General features: G+C 39.3%; 14 protein-coding genes and 1 tRNA gene. 13 read left to right on the plus strand and 2 right to left on the minus strand.

The features are described 5' to 3' along the window. Window positions 1-103: 103 nt before the first annotated feature. The 11 genes from metK (at window position 104) to ACM03V_RS06590 (ending at window position 15,815) form a co-directional block, all read left to right on the plus strand. On the plus strand, window positions 104-1,393 hold the full coding sequence (gene metK, locus ACM03V_RS06540) for a methionine adenosyltransferase (protein WP_414619952.1): 1,290 nt from the start codon (window positions 104-106) through the stop codon (window positions 1,391-1,393). A gap of 414 nt (window positions 1,394-1,807) precedes the next feature. Beyond that, the gene (locus ACM03V_RS06545; protein WP_414619953.1) at window positions 1,808-3,523 is read left to right on the plus strand and encodes an ATP-binding protein; all 1,716 of its coding nucleotides are present in this window, start codon (window positions 1,808-1,810) and stop codon (window positions 3,521-3,523) included. A 164-nt stretch (window positions 3,524-3,687) separates the two neighbouring features. Continuing rightward, window positions 3,688-4,467 carry an N-formylglutamate amidohydrolase gene (locus ACM03V_RS06550; protein WP_414619954.1) on the plus strand — a complete coding sequence of 260 codons (780 nt, stop codon included), beginning with the start codon at window positions 3,688-3,690 and terminating at the stop codon, window positions 4,465-4,467. A 213-nt stretch (window positions 4,468-4,680) separates the two neighbouring features. Beyond that, window positions 4,681-4,869, plus strand: a complete 189-nt coding sequence (locus ACM03V_RS06555; protein WP_414619955.1) for a hypothetical protein — start codon at window positions 4,681-4,683, stop codon at window positions 4,867-4,869. A gap of 327 nt (window positions 4,870-5,196) precedes the next feature. Further along, complete coding sequence (gene pcrA, locus ACM03V_RS06560; RefSeq protein WP_414619956.1) at window positions 5,197-7,557, plus strand: DNA helicase PcrA; 2,361 nt, start codon at window positions 5,197-5,199, stop codon at window positions 7,555-7,557. A gap of 343 nt (window positions 7,558-7,900) precedes the next feature. Continuing rightward, window positions 7,901-8,518, plus strand: coding sequence for a pentapeptide repeat-containing protein (locus ACM03V_RS06565; protein WP_414619957.1), 618 nt, complete (start codon window positions 7,901-7,903; stop codon window positions 8,516-8,518). 117 nt (window positions 8,519-8,635) lie between these two features. Further along, window positions 8,636-10,621, plus strand: coding sequence for a DICT sensory domain-containing protein (locus ACM03V_RS06570; protein WP_414619958.1), 1,986 nt, complete (start codon window positions 8,636-8,638; stop codon window positions 10,619-10,621). A 146-nt stretch (window positions 10,622-10,767) separates the two neighbouring features. Then, on the plus strand, window positions 10,768-11,907 hold the full coding sequence (gene gshA / locus ACM03V_RS06575) for a glutamate--cysteine ligase (protein ID WP_414619959.1): 1,140 nt from the start codon (window positions 10,768-10,770) through the stop codon (window positions 11,905-11,907). 263 nt (window positions 11,908-12,170) lie between these two features. Continuing rightward, window positions 12,171-12,629 carry a tRNA (cytidine(34)-2'-O)-methyltransferase gene (locus ACM03V_RS06580; RefSeq protein WP_414619960.1) on the plus strand — a complete coding sequence of 153 codons (459 nt, stop codon included), beginning with the start codon at window positions 12,171-12,173 and terminating at the stop codon, window positions 12,627-12,629. A gap of 776 nt (window positions 12,630-13,405) precedes the next feature. Continuing rightward, window positions 13,406-15,520, plus strand: a complete 2,115-nt coding sequence (locus ACM03V_RS06585) for a peptidoglycan DD-metalloendopeptidase family protein (RefSeq protein WP_414619961.1) — start codon at window positions 13,406-13,408, stop codon at window positions 15,518-15,520. A 221-nt stretch (window positions 15,521-15,741) separates the two neighbouring features. Next, a tRNA-Met gene (locus ACM03V_RS06590) sits at window positions 15,742-15,815 on the plus strand. A 289-nt stretch (window positions 15,816-16,104) separates the two neighbouring features. Here the strand turns inward: ACM03V_RS06590 and ACM03V_RS06595 are convergent. Next, window positions 16,105-18,231, minus strand: a complete 2,127-nt coding sequence (locus tag ACM03V_RS06595; RefSeq protein ID WP_414619962.1) for an amylo-alpha-1,6-glucosidase — start codon at window positions 18,229-18,231, stop codon at window positions 16,105-16,107. A gap of 140 nt (window positions 18,232-18,371) precedes the next feature. On the opposite strand from ACM03V_RS06595, the gene ACM03V_RS06600 reads away from it, so the two are divergent. Both ACM03V_RS06600 and ACM03V_RS06605 read left to right on the plus strand, forming a co-directional pair. Next, window positions 18,372-18,983 (plus strand): peroxiredoxin, encoded by a 612-nt coding sequence (locus tag ACM03V_RS06600; RefSeq protein ID WP_414619963.1) that lies wholly within the window; start codon window positions 18,372-18,374, stop codon window positions 18,981-18,983. Between the two features lie 209 nt (window positions 18,984-19,192). Then, window positions 19,193-19,750, plus strand: a complete 558-nt coding sequence (locus ACM03V_RS06605) for a peroxiredoxin family protein (RefSeq protein ID WP_414619964.1) — start codon at window positions 19,193-19,195, stop codon at window positions 19,748-19,750. A gap of 348 nt (window positions 19,751-20,098) precedes the next feature. On the opposite strand, the gene ACM03V_RS06610 is transcribed toward ACM03V_RS06605, so the two are convergent. Then, on the minus strand, window positions 20,099-21,094 hold the full coding sequence (locus ACM03V_RS06610) for a DnaJ C-terminal domain-containing protein (RefSeq protein WP_414619965.1): 996 nt from the start codon (window positions 21,092-21,094) through the stop codon (window positions 20,099-20,101). Between the last annotated feature and the right edge of the window lie 133 nt (window positions 21,095-21,227).

Below are 21,227 nucleotides of genomic sequence, written 5' to 3' on the forward strand. Positions count from 1 at the left end.
CTCATTATTAATTGCCAAAAAATTGGTATGATTGCTGATAAAAGCGACTTAATAAAATGTTCGCATTAATTAAGTCTAAATACTCTTTTAGGAGGAACTGAATTTGACTCGTCGCTATCTATTTACCTCCGAGTCTGTAACTGAGGGACATCCAGATAAAATCTGCGACCAGATTTCAGATACTATTCTGGATGCTTTACTCGAACAAGACCCCACAAGCCGCGTTGCAGCAGAAGTTGTGGTCAATACTGGCTTGGTGCTAATTACTGGTGAAATAACCAGTAAAGCGAATGTTAACTACATGAATCTCGCTAGAAAGAAAATAGCTGAGATTGGCTACACCGACGCTGTAAATGGCTTCTGTTCCAACAGCTGTTCGATTTTAGTTGCTTTAGACGAACAATCAGCGGATATCGCTCAAGGCGTTAACACCGCTCAAGAAAACCGCGAAGAGTCCAGCGAAGAACAATTCGACAAAATTGGTGCTGGCGATCAGGGTATCATGTTCGGTTTCGCTTGTGACGAAACTCCCGAACTAATGCCTTTACCCATCAGCCTTGCTCACCGTATTGCTCGCAGGTTAGCAGCAGTTCGCAAGACAGGTGAATTAGCTTATCTACGTCCCGACGGTAAGACTCAGGTAAGTATTGCCTACGAAGATGGTAAACCCGTGGGTATTGACACCATCTTAATTTCTACCCAGCACGCGCCCACCATCGGCGATATCAGCGATGAAGCCGCAGTACGGGAAAAAATTAAGCAAGATTTGTGGTCTGCGGTAGTCGAACCTTTATTCGGCGACATTGAAATCAAGCCGGACGAGAAAACCCGTTTTTTGGTTAACCCCACCGGAAAATTTGTAATCGGCGGACCTCAAGGAGACTCAGGTCTTACCGGACGCAAAATTATTGTCGATACCTATGGTGGTTATTCCCGACATGGTGGCGGAGCTTTTTCTGGCAAAGACCCCACAAAAGTAGACCGTAGCGCCGCTTATGCTTGTCGTTATGTGGCTAAAAACATTGTTGCTGCTGGTTTGGCAGAAAAATGTGAAGTTCAGTTGAGTTATGCCATTGGTGTTGCGCGTCCAGTGAGTATCATGATCGAAACTTTCGGTACGGGTAAAGTTGACGAACAAACTTTGTTGGAATTAGTTCAAAAGCACTTTGAACTTCGTCCAGCGGGTATTATTCATGCCTTCAACTTACACAAATTGTCAAATGAACGAGGCGGACGTTTTTACCAGGACGTTGCGGCTTACGGTCATTTCGGACGTACCGATTTAGACTTACCGTGGGAGCGTACTGATAAAGCTCAATTGTTGAAGCAAGAAACAAGTAACTTAAATGGAGTAGCAGTACCAAACTCTACTCAAGCTTTAAGTCTTTCGTAAAAAGTAGGTAGCCCCGTTTTTAGTGGATGGGTAGCTGTCTTGTAGTAAGAAAACAGTGAGTGAGGAATAAATTTAAAGTTTATTACTCCTCACTTATTTAATTTGTCAACCGATTTTAATGAAAATTTGTTAAATTTTTACTGCAAAATAACCTAAATATCGTAAAGGTGGTGCAAAGTACCTAGCAGTTGGGCTTTTGTAACTGTTATAAAAGAAAATAATAATTATAATTGATTACTGTCTCGATCTTATTTCACCGCTGATATTAATTATGTATAAAATATGTATAAAATATGGCGGTAAATAAAAATTTCTCTATAGAAAATAAGGCGGGCTTCTCGTTCTTGGTGTTTTATACTTAGAACGTATAGACAAAGCCTTATAGGAGTTCTCTCGGGTAAAGAGATTTGAGGGATGCAAACTCAAAAGCCAACCGCTTTATACAGCAGTTCAGAAAGTAAAGATGTGTCAGAAGATGTGCCCTTAAATGATGAACTGCCTACTTTAGAATTTCCTTCAAGTGGGAAACTTAAAGCTAGTTCTAAACGTATCCATCAAAAAATTGGCTACGGATATTTTGTGGCGATTGGAATTGGTTTTTTTGGTTCGCTGGTTGGATTGGTAATTGCCAACTACTATCGCGCCAGAGAAATCGGTCAGTTTAAGCACGCCCAATATCAAACGCAAATGCTGGCAGATTACAAAGATGCTTTAGTAGAAGTACAACTGCACAGCTATAGTTTGGCTGCGGTGGCAAAACTACCCCAAAAGCGTTCTGCCGCAAAAGTTGAATTTGATGAAAGCATCCGTAAAGTCGAAGATGTCGAAGCTGAGATTGCAGAATTTATTAACGACAAACCTGGAAGATTAGCAGCAGCAGAACCAGTTGTTCAGGTATTAGTGCGAGAGTACCAAGATAGCTTAGAGTCTTACACGCAACAGCTAAATTCAATCTTGCAGCAAGCGAATGGTAAATCCCAACCACAGCAACTTTCTGATACCCAGCAACAATTACTCGAACTTACCCGTTCTCAAACAGCTATTAGTTTGGAGCAGCTAGGTAGACGATTAAATAATATTCTTCAAAATGCCCGAAGGCAAGAATCTCGTAGAGCCAAAGACTTAGAATTTTCCAAAGGAATTGAAAGAACAATCGTAATTGCCAGTATGCTGCTTTCAGTCGCGATCGCAGTTGTGGTGGCTTGGCGAACTTCCCGCGCCATAGCGGAACCAGTAATAGTTGTAACTCAAGTAGCCGAACAAGTCGCTCGCAAATCCAATTTCGATTTACGCGCTCCAGTTACCACCGAAGATGAAATCGGCTTACTCGCAAAATCACTAAATCATTTAATAGAAAGAGTATCAAAAAGAACTAAACAATTAGAACAAGCTAAAGAATTAGCAGAAGCAGCCAGCAAAGCAAAAAGTCAATTCTTAGCAAACGTCAGCCATGAATTACGCACGCCTTTAAACGCCATAATCGGTTTAAGCCAACTTTTACAAGAAGACGCTACGGATTTAGGTGTAGAAGAAGATTTTACTGCTGACTTAGAAATAATTAATGCATCGGGTAGACATTTATTAGAACTGATTAACGACATCCTCGACTTATCCAAAATTGAAGCCGGGAAAATGACTCTTTACCCGGAAACCTTTGAAGTATTGCCATTGATAAAAAATCTTGTTTCCACCATCAAGCCAACCATAGAAAAAAATGGTAGCTCCTTAGAAATTGATGGTGATGGAGAACTAGGCACCATGTATCAAGATCAAACAAGAGTACGACAGGTACTATTAAATTTATTAAGCAATGCGTCAAAATTTACCAAAAACGGTAAGATAACCCTGAAAATTAGACGAGAAAATGCTGTAGCCGATATACCCAGTGAAATAATTACTTTTATCGTCAAAGATAGCGGCATTGGCATGACAGAATCTCAGCTAAACCAGCTATTTAAACCATTTACACAAGGTGATGCTTCAACTACTAAAAAGTATGGTGGAACCGGATTAGGATTAGCCATTACCCGTCATTTTTGCCAAATGATGGGTGGTGATATTGACGTACAAAGTGAGTTTGAAGTAGGTTCCACTTTCACCGTTATATTACCAGTAATCAGTAATCAGTAATCAATTATCAATTATCAGTGAATGGTAGGGTGTGTTGTTGCGAAGCGCAACGCACCATTATATGGGTTTTGAGTTAAGTGTAATATAGTTTTGATCTCTCTCCTACAAGAAGAGAAGCTTTGATTTTTGCTTTTTTCCTACTCCCCATTCCCTACTCCCTATTAATGCAATTATTCAATAAGAATCAACCAACAGTTAAACCATTACCAATAGTAGCAAATATACCTCATAGTGGCTTATTTGTTCCTGAAGAGATTGCTGCTCAATTTACAACCGAGCATTTAAAATCTCTACCTAATAGTGATTGGCATCTCGATCAACTTTATGATTTTCTACCCAGTTTAGGAATAACGGTTTTACAAGCTACTCATAATAGATATGTTGTCGATCTAAACCGTGAAGCAAAAGAACCATTGTTTGGCTCATTTTGGTCTGCGGTTATTCCAGAAAATACAGCTTTTAATAAAACTATCTATCAAAATAAACCTAACCAGGAACATATCGAAGAACGAATTGAAAAATACTATCTTCCTTACCACAATCAATTGAAATCGCTTCTTCAACAGAAAATAGAAGAGTTTGGCCTCGTTTATCTTTTAGATTTACATAGTTTCTGCGGGTTAATAAATGATGATGTTTGTTTGGGAAATGTAAATAATCAAACCTGTTCGGAGTTGTTAATTTCTACTGCTGACAAATGCTTTGCGAGTCAAGGTTTACAAGTGGTTAGAAATAAAAAGTTTACTGGAGGATATATTACAAGACACTACGGTGAAAGCAGTAATGTCGAAAGTCTTCAAATTGAAGTCCGCTATCATGTTTATTTACGAGAAAATCAGCTAGATAAATTAGAGCCTCCCAGTTACGAAGTAATTGAGTTTGAAGCAGCTAAGAATAAATTTTATGACATTTTTAAAATGATTGTTAGTCAGCTTTTTTGTTAATTTAAGTCTTATCGAATCGAAATTAACCAGGACTTACGCAACCGCAACGAAAAAGTAGGCATTCCCAACTCTAAGATCCCCCCTACCCCCCTTTTTAAGGGGGGCTTTGCGTAAGTCCTATTAACATGAGGGCATAGTTTAATTAATGCTAAAACTGAAAATTATGCAACAATATAAACTACAATTTGCTGTAGATAGTGAGGAGTTTTGCTTGTGAGTCGTCGTCCTAATCTTGCCATTACCACTTTTTTATATGTGGCTGGCTCTTTATTAGTAGTTCTAGCTATAATTCTCTTATTACAAGCGTTTGGAGTATTACAATTTCCTCAAGAAGCAATTTGGGCATTAGTGCTGTTAGCTATCGGCGCAGGAATTTTAGCTGCTGTTAATCGTAATTCGTAAATTAATCAGATAGAATCTTACTTCTTTGCTAATGCAAGATTGCTGAAAAACTTATGCTATGTACAGAGTAAGTAAGGAAATAATAGTTTGTTTCCCAATAGGAACAGAATTGAATTATTTAAAATTTTAAACGCAGCAAATGGAAAGTCAAAAAGACAGTAATTTGTATTTTCCAGTTGCTGTTGTTTTTATAAAAAACTATCTCGATCGGCTAAATTTCGGTAAGATTATAAAGTTAGCAATATAAGACAGTTGTATTAATGTAATTGAAAAAGCATATTGCTGCATTGCTACGACTTGTATTTTAATCCTGCTTACCCAAAGTCCATGACAACTACCACCGACTCTCTTAGTCACCTCAATCCCCATCAACGTCGCGCTGTCGAACATTATTGCGGTCCCTTGCTAGTTGTTGCTGGCGCGGGTTCGGGTAAAACACGAGCGTTGACTTATCGCATTGCTAATTTAATTACCGAACATAAAGTTAATCCCGAAAATATCTTAGCGGTAACATTTACGAATAAAGCCGCACGGGAGATGAAGGAGCGGATTCAAAAACTATTTGCCGAACAAATGGCTCTTTCGGAGTACGGCGAACGTTACGATTTATTACCAGAATACGACCAAGTAAAGCTAAGATCGAAAGTTTATAAACATATTATTAAAGATTTGTGGTGCGGTACTTTCCACAGTTTACTTTCTCGGATTCTAAGATTTGATATTGAGAAATACCAAGATGAGAACGGACGTACCTGGAAGCGTAATTTTTCGATTTTTGATGAATCTGATGCTCAAAGTTTGGTTAAGGAAATTGTTACCAAGCAGTTAAATTTGAGCGATAAAAAATTTAATCCTCGTTCGGTTCGCTACACAATCAGTAATGCCAAAAACCAAGGATTATCGCCGAAAGAATATGAAAAGGAAGAACCAAATTATAAGGGAAGGGTAATTGCAGAAGTTTACAATCTCTATCAAGATAAGTTAGCAGAAAATAATGCGTTAGATTTTGACGATTTAATTTTGGTTCCGGTAAGGTTATTTCAGCAAAATGAGCAGGTTTTGGGTTACTGGCACCATAAATTCCGTCATATTTTAGTAGACGAATATCAAGACACAAACCGCACTCAATACCAATTGATTAGCCTGCTATCGACTTATGGAGAACAGAAAAACGATTGGAATTGGCAAAACCGTTCTGTATTTGTGGTAGGCGATGCAGATCAATCAATTTATTCTTTTAGAATGGCTGACTTCACTATTTTGCTTGACTTTCAGCAAGATTTTGGGGATGGTTTAGAAGATGATGATACCCGTTCGATGGTGAAGTTAGAAGAAAACTATCGTTCCTGCGAAAATATTCTTCAAGCTGCAAACCACTTAATTGAAAATAACACCCAAAGAATTGATAAAGTTCTCAAACCAACTCGCGCTGAAGGCGAACAGATATTTTATTTTAAAGCTGAAGATGAAGTAGCAGAAGCTAATTTTGTCATCAATAAAATTCGTTCTTTAGAAGAAGAAAATCCCGATATAAATTGGGGTAATTTTTCGATTCTTTATCGTACCAACGCTCAATCGCGTCCTTTTGAGGATATGTTAGTCAGAAACGGAATTCCCTATACTGTAGTTGGAGGATTAAAATTCTACGATCGCAAAGAAATCAAAGATGTATTGGGTTATTTAAGAGCGATCGCCAACCGGGATGATACTGTAAGTTTGTTGCGGGTAATTAATACACCCAGACGTGGTATTGGTAAAGCTACCATCGAAAGCCTCACAAATGCCGCTAGGGAATTAGGCGTAAGTCTGTGGGAAATACTGAGCGATGAAACATCAGTTAATACCTTGGGTGGACGTTCGGCTAAATCAGTAAATAACTTTGCTCGGATGATTGGCCGCTTTCAGCAAGAAACTGAAAACATCAGTGCATCGGATATTTTACAGAGTGTTTTAGAGGAATCCGGTTACATTCAAGATTTGCAAAAACAAGGAAACGACGAAGCAGAAGACAGAATCCGCAACGTTGGAGAACTTTACAACGCAGTTCGTCAATATGAAGAAGAAGCAGAACTTGACGCTTCTCTTGCAGGTTTTCTTGCTAGTACCGCTCTAAGTTCCGATTTAGATAACGTCAAAGAAGGACAAAGCGCAGTATCTTTAATGACATTGCATTCTTCCAAAGGATTGGAATTTCCTGTAGTCTTCTTAGTAGGGTTAGAACAAGGATTATTTCCCAATTACCGTTCCATGAACGACCCAGCCGCATTAGAAGAAGAACGTCGTTTATGTTACGTCGGTATTACCCGCGCTCAAGAAAGATTATTTTTATCCCACGCCCTAGAACGCAGGCTGTATGGAACCCGCGAACCAGCAGTGCGATCGCAGTTTCTCGACGAGTTGCCCAAAGAATTATTAGGTACACAAAGACCTCGTAGCATTACTTATACAAATACTGGCGGTCGTACTTCCGCAACTTACGATAATGGTTTTGAAAATGTAAGTAGTGGCAAAGCAACTTCAAACGTAAACTGGCAAGTTGGCGACAAAGTAATGCATAAATCATTCGGAGCCGGTGAAATCACGCATATATTTGGTGGAGGGAATAAAGTTTCTGTAGCGATCAAATTTCCCGGTTTAGGTCAAAAAATTATCGATCCTAGAGTAGCTCAGTTACAGAAAATGGAATGACTTCAGTTAACAGTGAGCAGTGAGCAGTTAATAGGGAACTACGAATCATTCATTGATAATTGTCAAGTCAGCTTGACTAAACGTAACAAAATTGTTTATTTTATTTACAAGGGTTAATAAAATTTTATAGATGGGGCAGATGACTTGCGGTTGATGATTGGCTGATTCTGTATTTGCTAAGGTGCCCAAGCCGAGATTGTAAGCGCCTTCAAAGTATAATTATTTTCTGTTTTGGCAAGGCTTGTTCTTAAGAAGTCGTTAAGAAATGTTATTTTTCAGCAATGTCGTACAGATACTGTAATTAGTTAGTCTGTTTGTCCTCAATTATTTTTAGTGTGCTTTTATGAACCTTAATAAACTGATCGAGAGTTATTTTGCAGGTAATAGAGATTTTGTAGAAGCAAACTTACAGCAAGCTAATCTTAGTGAAATTTATTTAAACGGAATTAATTTGAATCGCGCTAACCTGACAAGTGCTAATTTGGAGGGAACTTCATTACGTGGAGCAAATTTGAATGAAGCTATTCTGGAAAGAGCAACTTTATGGAGAAGCAATTTAAGTAAATCTTTCTTAATTTGGGCTTGTTTGAGTAAAGCCTGTTTAATTCGGGCAAATTTAGAAAGTGCGGATTTGCATAAAGCTGATTTGAGCCAAGCCGATATGCGTTTAGCTTCTTTACGCTATGCCGATCTTAGTAATACAAATTTAGCAGGTGCGGATTTACGTTACGCCGATTTAACTGGCGCTAACTTGGCTAACTCTAACCTTGCAGGAGCTAATTTAACAGGAGCAATTTTAAGTTCTTCAGATTTGTACAACGTTAATTTAAGCAAAGCTATTTTAGCGAGAGTTGACATGAGAGATGCCGATCTAAGTTGTGTCAGCTTGGATGAAGCAGAATTATACAATGCTAAAATAGGGGACAGCAGTTTATCTCCTTCAATGCTTGAGGTTGCTTAAAATAATGAACAAGAAATGGTAATTCGATTCATTCCGTCACGAATCAACTACAACTTTCCTACTATTAAAAATCGCTCCTTAATTTGACGGAGGTGAGTGTATTTCTCGATTCAAGAAATGAATATTTCCCAGCAATCCCTATTACACAGTTTACTGCTTACAAAAAAATTTTTGCGTCCTCAAGTCTATTTCAAGGCTTCCTTAACTGCACTTTCTCACGCAATGGAAGATTTGGTGATAGTAGGAAACGAGCAACCGCTTGTAATCGCTAACTTTCAACGAGAGCGTTTTTATCGTCAAGAAACTCGTCGCTATGCACGAATCGCCAAACGCAGCGATCAAGTTTACATCTTAGCTGCACCGGATTCTGACTTGGTAGCAACTTTAAATCCTTATACGGTAGTTCCCTTCGATCCAAACGATGATTTTTTAGCTCAGGAATGGCATTTAGTCGTTGTTGCCAAAAAATACTCTGCCTGTATAATTTGTCGAGAATTTTCTACTCCAGTGGAAGGAGTTTCTTTTGACGAATTAAGACAATTCAAAGGTATTTGGACATTTGAACGTGAGGTGAGCAAAACAGCAGCGGTTTTGTTATTAGACCGGATTTTAGATTATCAACCGAAATTAGCAGATAAAATAGAAATAGCAAAGCAACGTTACAGTCTTGAATCCGATAATAAACCACAAATAAAAAACGAGCAATTTTTAGAAATTGATGCTCGACTTTTTACAAGTCGCTTAGTAAATTATTTACAAACAAGTCAGTATAAACAATTAAAATCCTATCGTACAATTCTTCAAAAAGAAAACTTTGAAAGATTGATAAATAGGGTAACAGCTTTTATTCGTAATTCTTTAAATTCAGAAGAAATTCTTACTAGTACTGTCAGAGAACTTGGTCGAGTTTTTAGTCCTTGCCGCAGTATATTTTATAGTTATCCAAAGGTCGAAAATACTTTAATTAATTATGAATGGGTAGCCGACGTATTTCCTTCTATGAAAGGAGAAAACTGGACAATAGCAAATCATTCCTTGTTTCAAACTGCTTTAGGTCAAAATAAAGTTATTTCTATTACCGATACCACCCAAGACCTTGGTATTCAAGCGCATCCCGAATTAGGTGAAAGTTTCCAAAACTGGCAAATTCGTTCGTGTTTAATAATACCAATTCGCTATCAACAAACTTGGCTGGGCATTTTAGAAATTCACCACTGTGACAATCAACCTTATGTTTGGAATGATTCCGAACGAACCTTTGTAGAAGCAATTGCCACTCAAGTTGCAGTTGCTTTAGTGCAAGCTCAGGCTTATCGTAACTTAGAAAATCTTAACCGCCGATTAGCAGATTTGGAGCGTACACAAAGTAATTTGATAGCTATTGTCGGACATGAATTGCGGACTCCCTTATCTACAATTCAAATTTGTTTGGAGACTTTAGCCTTAGAGGAAGATATATCCGAAGAAGTGCAGCAGATAATGTTAGATACTGCATTAGGAGATTCCGAACGTATGGGAAGATTGATTGGCGATTTTCTCACGCTCTCAAAACTTGAAGCCAATACAGTGCGATCGCAAATCGAAGCAAGTTCGTTACAAGAAAGCTTAAGTTTAGTTTTAGGTAGTTTAAAAAGGCGTAGTTCATCGGATAATTTAGCTCAGATAGTTGTAGATATACCATCCGATTTACCTTTGGTACAGGCAGAGAGAGAAGGACTAATAGAAGTCTTTTCTAAACTTTTGGATAACGCTTGTAAATTCACCCCAACAGACGGAAAAATTACAATTAGCGCTCAAATATATCATCAAAATGATTCGGAAGACGAACCAGAAAAACAAACTCTACCGAATCAATTAGAAATAATTGTTAAAGATACAGGTAGAGGAATAGAAGCCGTACAGTTAGAAAGAATTTTTCAACGTTTTTACCAAGAAGAAAACTTTTTACAACGTACAATTGGTGGAACCGGATTAGGTTTAGCGATTTGCCGTCAAATAATTCAAAAATTGGGCGGACAAATTTGGGCCGTATCTAATGGAAAAAATCAAGGTAGCGAGTTTCATTTTACGCTGCCGATTGCAGAGGAAATGGAAAATAGGTAATTACCTATTACTTATTACCTATTCCCTATTCCCTATTCCCCATTCCCTCTTAATTGTATTTCTTCCGATAGCTATCAAAAGGTTGATGCGTTATTTCGTTGCTTTAGATACAATTTAATTGTTATTGGAGAGCCAAGGAGAAATTTGTGGTGCTATCGAAAGGTTTTGAGATTGAGATGTATACTGGAACGCCTCAAGGTGACATCGTTGGTCTCTCTGACAAAATCACCGCTGCAATGGAAGGATTTATGCGGGAACCGGATAGCCGCAATGTTGAATATATTACCGATCCATTTGATGACTACGAACGACTTTTATGTGGCTTAGTATGTCCTCGGTTGAAGTTAAGAAGATATCTTGAGCAACTAGGTAATTATACTTTAATTCCTGGAAGTACCTTGTCTTTAGGAGGAAGCCAGAAGTTTTTCCGTTCCGATCCAAATAATCCTTATCACGATTACATCGAAAACACTTACGGTACTAAAGTTGTTACCGCTAGCGTTCATATTAATGTAGGCATCAGCGACCCCGAAATACTGATGCGGGCTTGTCGCATTATCCGCTTGGAAGCACCTTTGTATTTAGCTTTAAGCGCCTCATCTCCGTTTTTAGATGGTAAAGCTACCGGATACCATTCAACTCGTTGGGGTCTTTTCCCGCAAACTCCTTCGTCTGTCCCTTTATTTGCAAGCCACGAAGATCATATTCGTTGGACTAAAGAACAGCTAGCCAAAGGCACAATGCAAAATGTGCGACATTTATGGACATCAGTTCGACCAAATGGCGATCGCCGTCCCTACGATCTAAATCGTCTGGAGTTGCGAATTTGCGATTTAGTCACCGATCCAATTGCATTATTAGCGATTACAGCTTTGTTAGAAGCGCGTTTGCTGCAAGTAATCAATAATCCAAATCTCGATCCCTTGGTTAAAAGTAGCTTCTCTCCCGAAGAGTTAATCGCGATTACGGCCCAAAATGAAGCTGCTTGTGCCCGAAACAGCTTGGATGCTCAATTAATTCATTGGGTTGATGGAAGAACAATTACAGCCAGAGATTGGATAAACGAACTTTACGAACCAGCAGCAACGATTGCCAAACAGCATGGCTTTGGATGCTTTCTCTCACCGCTACAAAAAATTATTCGTGAAGGAAACCAAGCACAGCGATGGCTGCAACTTCATGGGTTAGGTGTTAGCAGTCGCAACGTAATTACTCAAGCAATTAATTCAATTCGAGAACGAGAATTAGAACTTGAGGATAAATTATGTTCATCGTTGATGGCTTAATACCACTCTCCTTTTTTCTGAAAAGATGGTAAATGTTGCTGGAAACACAAAAATCTGTTATCCTCAGAAGTTTACTATCTTTTCACTTTTCCTTTAGATACTCTTCACATAAGCATTTTGAAAACGTTATCGATGCTTTAATTTTTTTTATATGTTGTCATAGATTGATAAATATTAATAAAAACTATATGTGTGTTCTATCTTAAGATAGATTTGAAAAAACGAATACATTGTTTTTTTTAATACAATTACTTGATAGAAGAATGCCACAAATAGTTTTAGTTCATCCGCAAATTCCTCCTAATACAGGCAATATTGCTCGTACTTGTGCGGCTACAGGTACCGAATTGCACTTAGTTGGTCCTTTAGGTTTTGAAATCAGCGATCGTTACTTAAAACGTGCAGGCTTAGATTATTGGCCTTATGTAAAGCTGCATCATCACGAATCTCTAGAAGCATTCAAATCCCTGCATCAGCAGCGTGGAGGAAGACTATTGGGATTTAGCGTCAGAGGTAATCTAAATTACGCTACTTTTGATTATCTTGCAACTGACTGGCTTTTATTCGGTAGTGAAACTACGGGCTTAAGTGCAAATGCTTTGGATTCTTGCGATGAAACCCTTTACATTCCCATGAAAGAACCCAACGTTCGCAGTTTAAATCTCTCTGTAAGCGTTGCGGTGAGCCTATTTGAGGCACGTCGCAACTTGGGCTATCTTTAGAAAGGTGCAGGTCTTAAAGTGGAATATATATTCACTTAGGTATAACACCTAAGCAATAATGCCTTGGAGAATAATAAAATATTGGTTAAACTTATCGGTTGATAGAATAAATACTTATGGAATATTTTTATTTATGTTCTAAAGAATACTTATTTTTTTCGAGATGTGTGATAGATATTTAAAAATACTTACCTGTGAGAGTACTTTTATATAAGAAATTTGTATAGGTAAATTGATGTTTTTTTCAAATCGAATCATAGCTTTTTGTTAATTTGAATTATCCCGATAACTGCATTTAGTCAGGGTAAAGTTTGATAGGACAAGCAGTTGAGGCTCCGTTACAATCCCTGATACTTTTTTGAAGAGTAAATTTACTTGCGAGTAAATACGGTTGTACTTTAGGCAAAAATCAACGTAAAGTCTCGGTTGGGAAGATGGAATATGGCACACCTTTCCGGTGTTATCTACAGCAAGAGATATGTCTATTCCGTAAATTGCTATCTATAAAGGTTGTAATTACCCAAACATGAAGCTTCCCATCTGATTTTTACTAATAAAGTTTGATGTTTACTTGAAGCAGATATAAGTGTTCTATATATCTGTATCGGGGAAAACAATATCAGGGTGTAGTTAATGTAATCGACAAGTAAGCACAAAAATTTTATTTTTATTAGTACAGTGTTAACTTGTCTAAAACAGAGAACCGGGTTAATCTTGCCTAAGTATCTCTGGTAAATGTGATCTCGATCAATTTTCCGAGTGATTCAAATCATTGAATGTTTTCTGAACAAAAAAATCGAGGTCGGTTAAGCGCTAGCGATCGTAGGAGGTTGTCTTTGAAACGAGCATTGAAGAAGAAAATGAAAGCTGTGTTAGAAAGTACCATTAATAACGATGTTGCTTCGATAGAGCACAGTAGCTTAGTTACTCCGCTCTTAAAGCGTCGAATGCCTAAAGCCGCCATGATCGGTTTAGCAATCTCGATGGGAGCAACCAGCCTTTTCGTGACTCGGCAAAGCGACAAAGCCCTAGCAGCAGAACCTGTAGGCAATCAAAATACTGCCTCTGCAAACCCTGCTGCATCTGATGAGGTCACGTTTGCTCCCACACTAAAACGCTCTTTTAAAGTCATCTCTAACGAGATTGGGGCGACAATTCCTACCGTGGTGGAGCCGACAGCAATCTCGCAAGTAAATGGGTTTGGAGCTAAGTTGCAGGTTGTTTCTAATCTGAAGTCTGCTCAGTTTGGGACACAAGCACCTGCGAAAAAAAGTGTAACTGCGGCAAACAATAATACAATTTACTCCGTACCGCAAGTGGCCAAGGGACAGATTATTTCCCGAGCGATTGCCACAGCGAAGCCAGCGCAGAGTCAAAATATCATAATCTCTCCACAAACCGTGGAAGCTCAAGAGATTGCCACCGAAGGCAATACTCAGCTTGAAGCTCAACAAAAGTTTGCGCTCAACCGCCTAAAGCAAAAATCGAACCGCTTAAAAGCAAGTCTTAACAAGTTGCGCTCGACTCCCGTTGAAAATTTCAAACAACCTACGGAAATAGAGCAGTCGGCAAGTCAAGTTGAAGCAACATCAACTGTAAGTACTAATAAAACTGCTATCCAAAGCAAACTTGTATCCAGATTAAAGCAGAATACAGATGTGGAGTTGGTACAAGAAACTGTAACAGTACCTACACCAGTTACCGCACAAATCGAAGCACCGATTACGATAGCTGCGGCGCACGTTGTTAAATCTGGAGACACCTTAGCTGAAATTGCTGGCAACTACGGTAGTTCAGTCTCCGAAATGGTTAAGGCAAATCATTTGTCTAATCCCAACGAGCTAAAAGTCAATCAACAACTGATTGTTCCTGCGGTTCAAAATAGCAGCAATCTTGTTGCAGCAACAAGTAGTGTAACAGTTGAAACTGAGAATCAGTTTTCACCTACTGTTGAAGGTTCCGATCAAACTGCAACTTCTTTCGGTATAGGTGGCGATGCCCCCGTACCTTCAGTGTTTACAGAAATGCAGCTCGCTGATAGACGCAATGCGTTAGCGACAAAAGTTTCTAGAGATGAGCGTCTTCGTAAATTAAAAGAAGAAATTGAAAGATTGCGGCAGAAATATCGCTCTCAACAATCTGGAATAGTTGTACCAGAGGTTAATACTAATAGGACGAGCGTAGAAGTACCTGTTAACACACCTGAATCAGCTTCTATACCTATTCCTGTTACAAAGCCTACAGCAGGAACAGCTTCGGTACCAATTCGTGTAGCTAGACCTAATACGGCAGCAGTACCAATTCCGGTTCCCACACCCGGTGAGGATATTAACCCCAACTTCTCTCGTAGTAGAGGAATTAGAGTTGCAACCCCTCCTGCAAGTTCAAATTTCAGCGGTCGTTCTCAATCTTCCTCGGTTGTAAACACAACAGTATCTCCAGGGCTACCGCCATTGGCAGCAGTTGACAGATACTTACCCATACCTATTGATGAGTCAAAACCACCTGCAAAAGGTTTTGCATGGCCTGCTAAAGGTGTTTTCACCTCTGGTTTCGGTCCTCGTTGGGGAAGAATGCATAAAGGAATTGACATCGCTGCTCCCACAGGTACTCCCATTCATGCAGCAGCAGATGGTGTAGTTGTATCTGCTGGTTGGAACCGTGGTGGTTATGGTAATTTAGTTGATATCCGTCATGCAGATGGTACTACGACTCGGTATGCTCACAACAGTAAAATCGTAGTCAAGAAAGGTCAGCAAGTACAGCAAGGTCAGAGAATTTCCTTGATGGGTAGCACTGGTTTTAGTACTGGTCCTCACCTGCACTTTGAAATTCGTAAAGGTGGAAATCAAGCGGTTAACCCCATAGCTTTCCTTCCCCCTCGCGAATAATTTTCCGAATTTTTGATTAGCATTTAGATAATTGCCGCAGGAAGGTTGAGGGAGAATGTCTCCCTCTTTTGCTTTTTACTAGTAATTGGTAATTGGTAATTGGTAATTGGTATACGTTAAGTAGCTAAGCCAAAGCTCTCAATTATTTGCTTAAAGAATAATTTATTCAGATGCTTGGCAAGATTTTATTTATATGATAAATTTATAATTGAATAAAATTTGGCTCAGTAGCTCAGTTGGTTAGAGTAGGGGACTCATAAGCCCTTGGTCGTGCGTTCGAGTCGCACCTGAGCCATTTGATTAATTAGTTAACGCAAAGTCGGGATTGGCAAGTATGTCAATCCCGTAATTTTTGCTTGACTTGCGTTTGTAGGATGGAGATGGGGAGAAGCGGTAGATGAGGTAGATTTTGAATTTCCAATTTCTAATCCAAAATCCCTCTTGGAAAGTTTAGCGGGACAGAAACTGACACCGCCAATGCCAGTTCCTCTATTTGGGGAGACCCCAATTTCCGCAAAATCCAAAATCCAAAATCCAGTCTTCGTAGCGTGTCCGCAAGGACATAATCCAAAATCCAAAATCTCCTAACTCCCTTGGTAATGTCTAATCGCTTCAGCAACCGACCAAGCTTGAGCTACGGCTCCTTTTGGCTGGTGCGGTTCATCGCCATCAAAAATTTCCGAAATTGAGCCAAGACAAGCATCTGATAAAAAATGTTGCATTAAGGGTTCCCAATCAAAAGGTAAGGCTTCATAGGAGTGAAAACGCTGCCAAGCTCGGATAAAAGGTCCAATTAACCAACTCCAAACAGTACCTTGATGATAAGCAGCATCGCGAGTCGCGGCTGAACCAATATATTTGCCGATATATTGCGGATCTGAAGGTTCGAGAGAACGAAGCCCGTAGGGAGTAAGTAAGGTTTTTGAAGCTCGTTCGAGTACTTGATATCCTTGTTTCGCTCCAAAACCGCAGTGGCTTAATGAAAGCGCTAAAACAGCATTCGGTCTAATTTGAGCATTGCGACGGTCATCTGGTTCAATGGTGTCATATAAATAGGAATCTTTGGGATTCCAGAATTTTTGCAGCGATCGCTTTACCTGTTGCGCTTGCTGATTATATCTCCCGGCTTGATTAGCTAAACGCATTCCCTCTTCACTGAAATCTTGCTCGCTGAGAATTTCTGCCCATCGTGAAGCCCAGCATAAAGCGGAATACCATAAAGCATTGATTTCGACTGGCTTACCGCGTCTCGGAGTTATGGGAACTCCTTCCACAAGCGCATCCATCCAAGTAAGAGCTACACCAGGAGCATCCCAACTTAATAAGCCATCGGTAGAATCAACAGTTATTTTGTAGTTTGTACCGCCAACCAATGCTTTATAAATGTTCCGCACCACGGGATACTGTTCCGCTAAAAATTCCCAATCTTGGGTAGCTTCCAAATAAAGCCCCAAAGTTTCAATCCACCACAATGTTGCATCTATACTGTTGTAAAAAGGTTCGCCACCGGCATCGGGAAAAGCATTCGGAATCAAACCTTGACGACAGTAATGTCCAAAGGTTCGTAACAATCCTTTGGCTATTTCAAAGCGCTGGGGTACTATTGCTAAACCCGGTAAAGCAATCAAAGTATCGCGTCCCCAATCATTGAACCAGTGATACCCAGCAATTACCGTTGGGCCATTAATTGAAGTTCGGTGAACTATAAATTGGTCGCTAGCGCGTAGTAGTTTTTTCCAGATTACATCTTTTGGAGGAAGCGAGGGGGAAGAAGTTAGGAGTGAGGAGTTAGAAGTTGTGAATTGCTCTAAATCATTTCCCCATCCCCCAATCCTCCTATCTCCTTCCCATCCAAAAATTTCGGATAACCTCTTTTCTTCTGCTAATACTTCTCGGTTGAAGCTTTCACAATTGAGAGCAATATTTGATTTATCGCAAAAACCTAATTGCGCTTCTATCGTCACCGTATCTCCCGATTCCAAAGCAACACTTAAGTAACCGGGACTATAAAGGTCTTCTTTATCGCACAATCCTCTTCGCGTTTCTTCTGGTAAAGCATAATTCCAGTACCAAATACCTTCGTTTTGATACGTGCCTTTACTCCAGCGCAAATGCCAAGGTGTACCAAGTTCTCCTGCATTATTTGATTGCAAACAAAGCTGCCCTTTTTGAAGCTGTTGCGAAAACTGCAATTGAGAACTTTCTTTTTGCTGATGATGAAAATCGCGATCGCCAATCAGCAACCTTAGCCTTAAAACAGCAGTATTACTACCTTGGTAACGATACTGAATCAATACCCGATCTCGAAATGGGGTTTGATGAGTATTAAGTATTGAGTCAGCAAAATTTTCTACCTTCTCCTCTCCTGCCTGCAACCCGTAGGGCATAAATATTTGTCTGCTCAATTGCCAGTCTTCCTCACCCCAAATCCATTGTGGAACTGGGTTAAGATCAAAAGAGCTGAGAAACTTGTAGCCCCGAGGCTCTATTTCACCGCTAGCCCAGAAATTAGTCCCTAATGCGATCGCCCTAGAGGGTAATTCTAAGCTAGCTTCTAAATGCGACATCAGCAAAGTACGCCCTGAAGGCGGGCAAGTTGCAGCAAACAACCAACCGTGGTAAGTGCGAGTGCGGACATCAGAAACTGTACCGCTTGCAAAACTTCCCAAGCCATTAGTCAACAACCATTCTCGAGTATCTAATTCTCCCATTTGCAAACGAGAAATCGTTATGAGTATGATATTATTTGTAACAGTTCGTAATCAAATAATCAAAGCGTGGAACCATTTAAGGTTAAGAAAACCAGCGATATTCCCATGCCCAAATATAGTTTCGAGGAGAATTAATTATAATGCCCCTTACTTATTCATCAGAAGGATGCCTCCGTGTAGGTCAGCAGGCTCCAGATTTTACAGCCACAGCAGTGGTTGACCAAGAATTCAAAACAGTTAAGCTTTCCGACTATCGCGGTAAGTACACCGTTCTGTTTTTCTATCCTTTAGACTTTACCTTCGTTTGTCCTACTGAAATTACAGCTTTTAGCGACCGTTACGAAGAATTTAAAAAGCTTAACACTGAAGTACTAGGTGTTTCCGTTGACAGCGAATTTTCCCACTTAGCATGGATTCAAACAGACCGTAAGTCTGGTGGAGTGGGCGACCTAAATTACCCCTTGGTATCGGATATTAAAAAAGAAGTTAGCGCTGCTTACAACGTGCTAGACCCAGAAGCAGGCGTTGCCTTACGCGGTTTGTTCATTATAGACAAAGATGGCGTTATTCAGCACGCTACCATCAATAATTTGTCCTTTGGTCGTAACGTAGAGGAAACACTACGGACATTACAAGCTATTCAATACGTCCAATCTCACCCAGATGAAGTTTGTCCTGCGGGTTGGCAACCTGGCGATAAAACCATGAATCCCGATCCACAGAAGTCGAAAGTGTATTTCTCCGCAATTTAGATTTTTGTCGTCAGATTAAGGTGTGGTTAATGGTAAGAAAATTACTATTAACCACACTTTAATTATTTAATAGCATCGAAAAATATGTAATTCAGATGAGCGCTAATTAAACCTAAGATACATACAGATATTTTCAGAAAAAGGTTAAATGGAATTAGATTCCCTATCTAACCGCAAATTATTATATTTTTAGAATCAAAGTATTTGAAATGTTAACTTCTACTGATTTTACTGGTTTATTTAACGAACGTTTTGCACGTAATTTTTTACCGATTCCAGCAGAAAATAATCTGCAATTAGGACAATTAACACCCCAATTTCAACTTCCCGATATCACAAATGGTAGCTTGGTGAAATTATCCGATTATCAAAACAAGCAACCAGTAATTGTGGCACTGACTAGAATTTTTACTGAAAAACAATATTGCCCCTTCTGTTTTCCTCATATTAAAGCTTTGAATGAAAACTACGAGCAATTTAAGGATCGGGGTGTCGAAGTTTTAATGATTACAAGTACTGACGAGCGTCAAAGTCAAATAGTTGTAAAAGATTTGAGCTTAAAAATGCCTTTATTAAGCGACCCTAGCTGTAAAGTATTTAGTAACTATGGAGTTGGACAAGCATTAGGTGCGCCGTTGCCCGGACAATTTATTTTAGATAAACAAGGAAAGCTGATTTATAAGCATTTATTTTCCTTTTTAGACCATAATGCCAGTATAGAAACGTTGCTTTCTTACATTGATTCCCATTTTATGAATGGGGAATAGAAAATAGGGAATTAGGAATAATAATCTACAAGTATTAATATATAGCGAATTTCACCTGGGTAGAATACAAAGAAAGACCTCACCCTCGTTCCCTCTCCTTGGCAAGGAGAGGGATGTCTGGCAGGACAGGGTGAGGTTTTAAATGTATTCAACTCAACCGAAAACCGCTATAGACATTTCAAATATAAAACAAATCGCGGTGGTAATTAATTAGAACTACTATAATATTTAAAAACCCGATTTATTTGATAAGTCGGGTTTTTTAAAAATTAAAAATTAATATTTCCTGTTTTATTCTTCTTTAAAAAAGAGCAGATTTTCCCTGCTCTTTGTAGCGTTGAACAATAGTTATAGTTTAAATTGCTGTAAATTACTGCGGGGATTGAAGGTACGAATATCTCGGATTTTTTCATAATATTCCCTTTCCTGCTCGCTAATATCTTTTGGTGTAGCAATGGCAATCTTTACTAATTGATCGGTGCGATCGCCTTTGGGATTTCGCCAGCCTTTTCCGCGCAATCGTAAGGATTGATTGGCACGTACTCCGGGTGGAATTTTGACATCAACCATACCGTCAGGTGTCGGTACTTTAATCGTTGCTCCTAATACAGCTTCATCGGGAGTAATATCAACTTCACATACCAAGTTATTGCCATCAAATTTAAAAAACGGGTGGTTTCCAAGTTCAACTACTAGATATAAATCGCCACGTCGTTGACTCAAAGGGCTAATTGGTCCTTTACCTCTTACTCTTAACCGACTACCAGGTTTTGCACCAGCTGGTATGCGAACATCAATAGTTTCATTACCCAAATTAAAGCGCTTTTGTACGCCATTAAAAGCATCTGCATAACTTAAAGTAATGGTGGCTTCGCTATCCTGAGCGGCATTACCACCCCTATCTTGGAAACCACCAAAGTCGTTAAATCCACCAAACCCACCTGCACCACCTGGTGAAGTCCGATAAGAATAGCTTTGCGCTCCTCCACGATTCCCACCACCAAAACGTCCTAATAACTCATTAATAAAATCATCAAAACTGCTGTACTGACCGAAATCAAAGCCATTCATATCTACCCCAGCACCAGCACCACCGGGGAAGCCTCCAGCCTGCTTCCAATATTGACCAAACTGGTCGTACTTCTGACGCTTTTCGGCATCAGATAATACTTCATATGCTTCGTTGACTTCTTTAAAACGCGCCTCGGCATCTTTGTTGCCTTGGTTTACATCGGGATGATATTTGCGGGCTAATTTACGAAAAGCTTTTTTAATATCTTCTTGAGTCGCGCTTTTATTTACTCCTAAAATTTGATAATAATCCTTAAAGTCGGTTGCAGCCATTCTTTTGGCCTCCTAATTGTTGTATTTCCAATAATTTTTTCTATGTATGAATTGAGCCAATATACCGCGCCTTTATATAATGAAAGGTATTTGGACTCTAACTTTAAATTAACAAATATTAAATAATTACTAG

This window comes from Calothrix sp. CCY 0018 (assembly GCF_963920925.1).
Lineage (GTDB): Bacteria > Cyanobacteriota > Cyanobacteriia > Cyanobacteriales > Nostocaceae > Rivularia.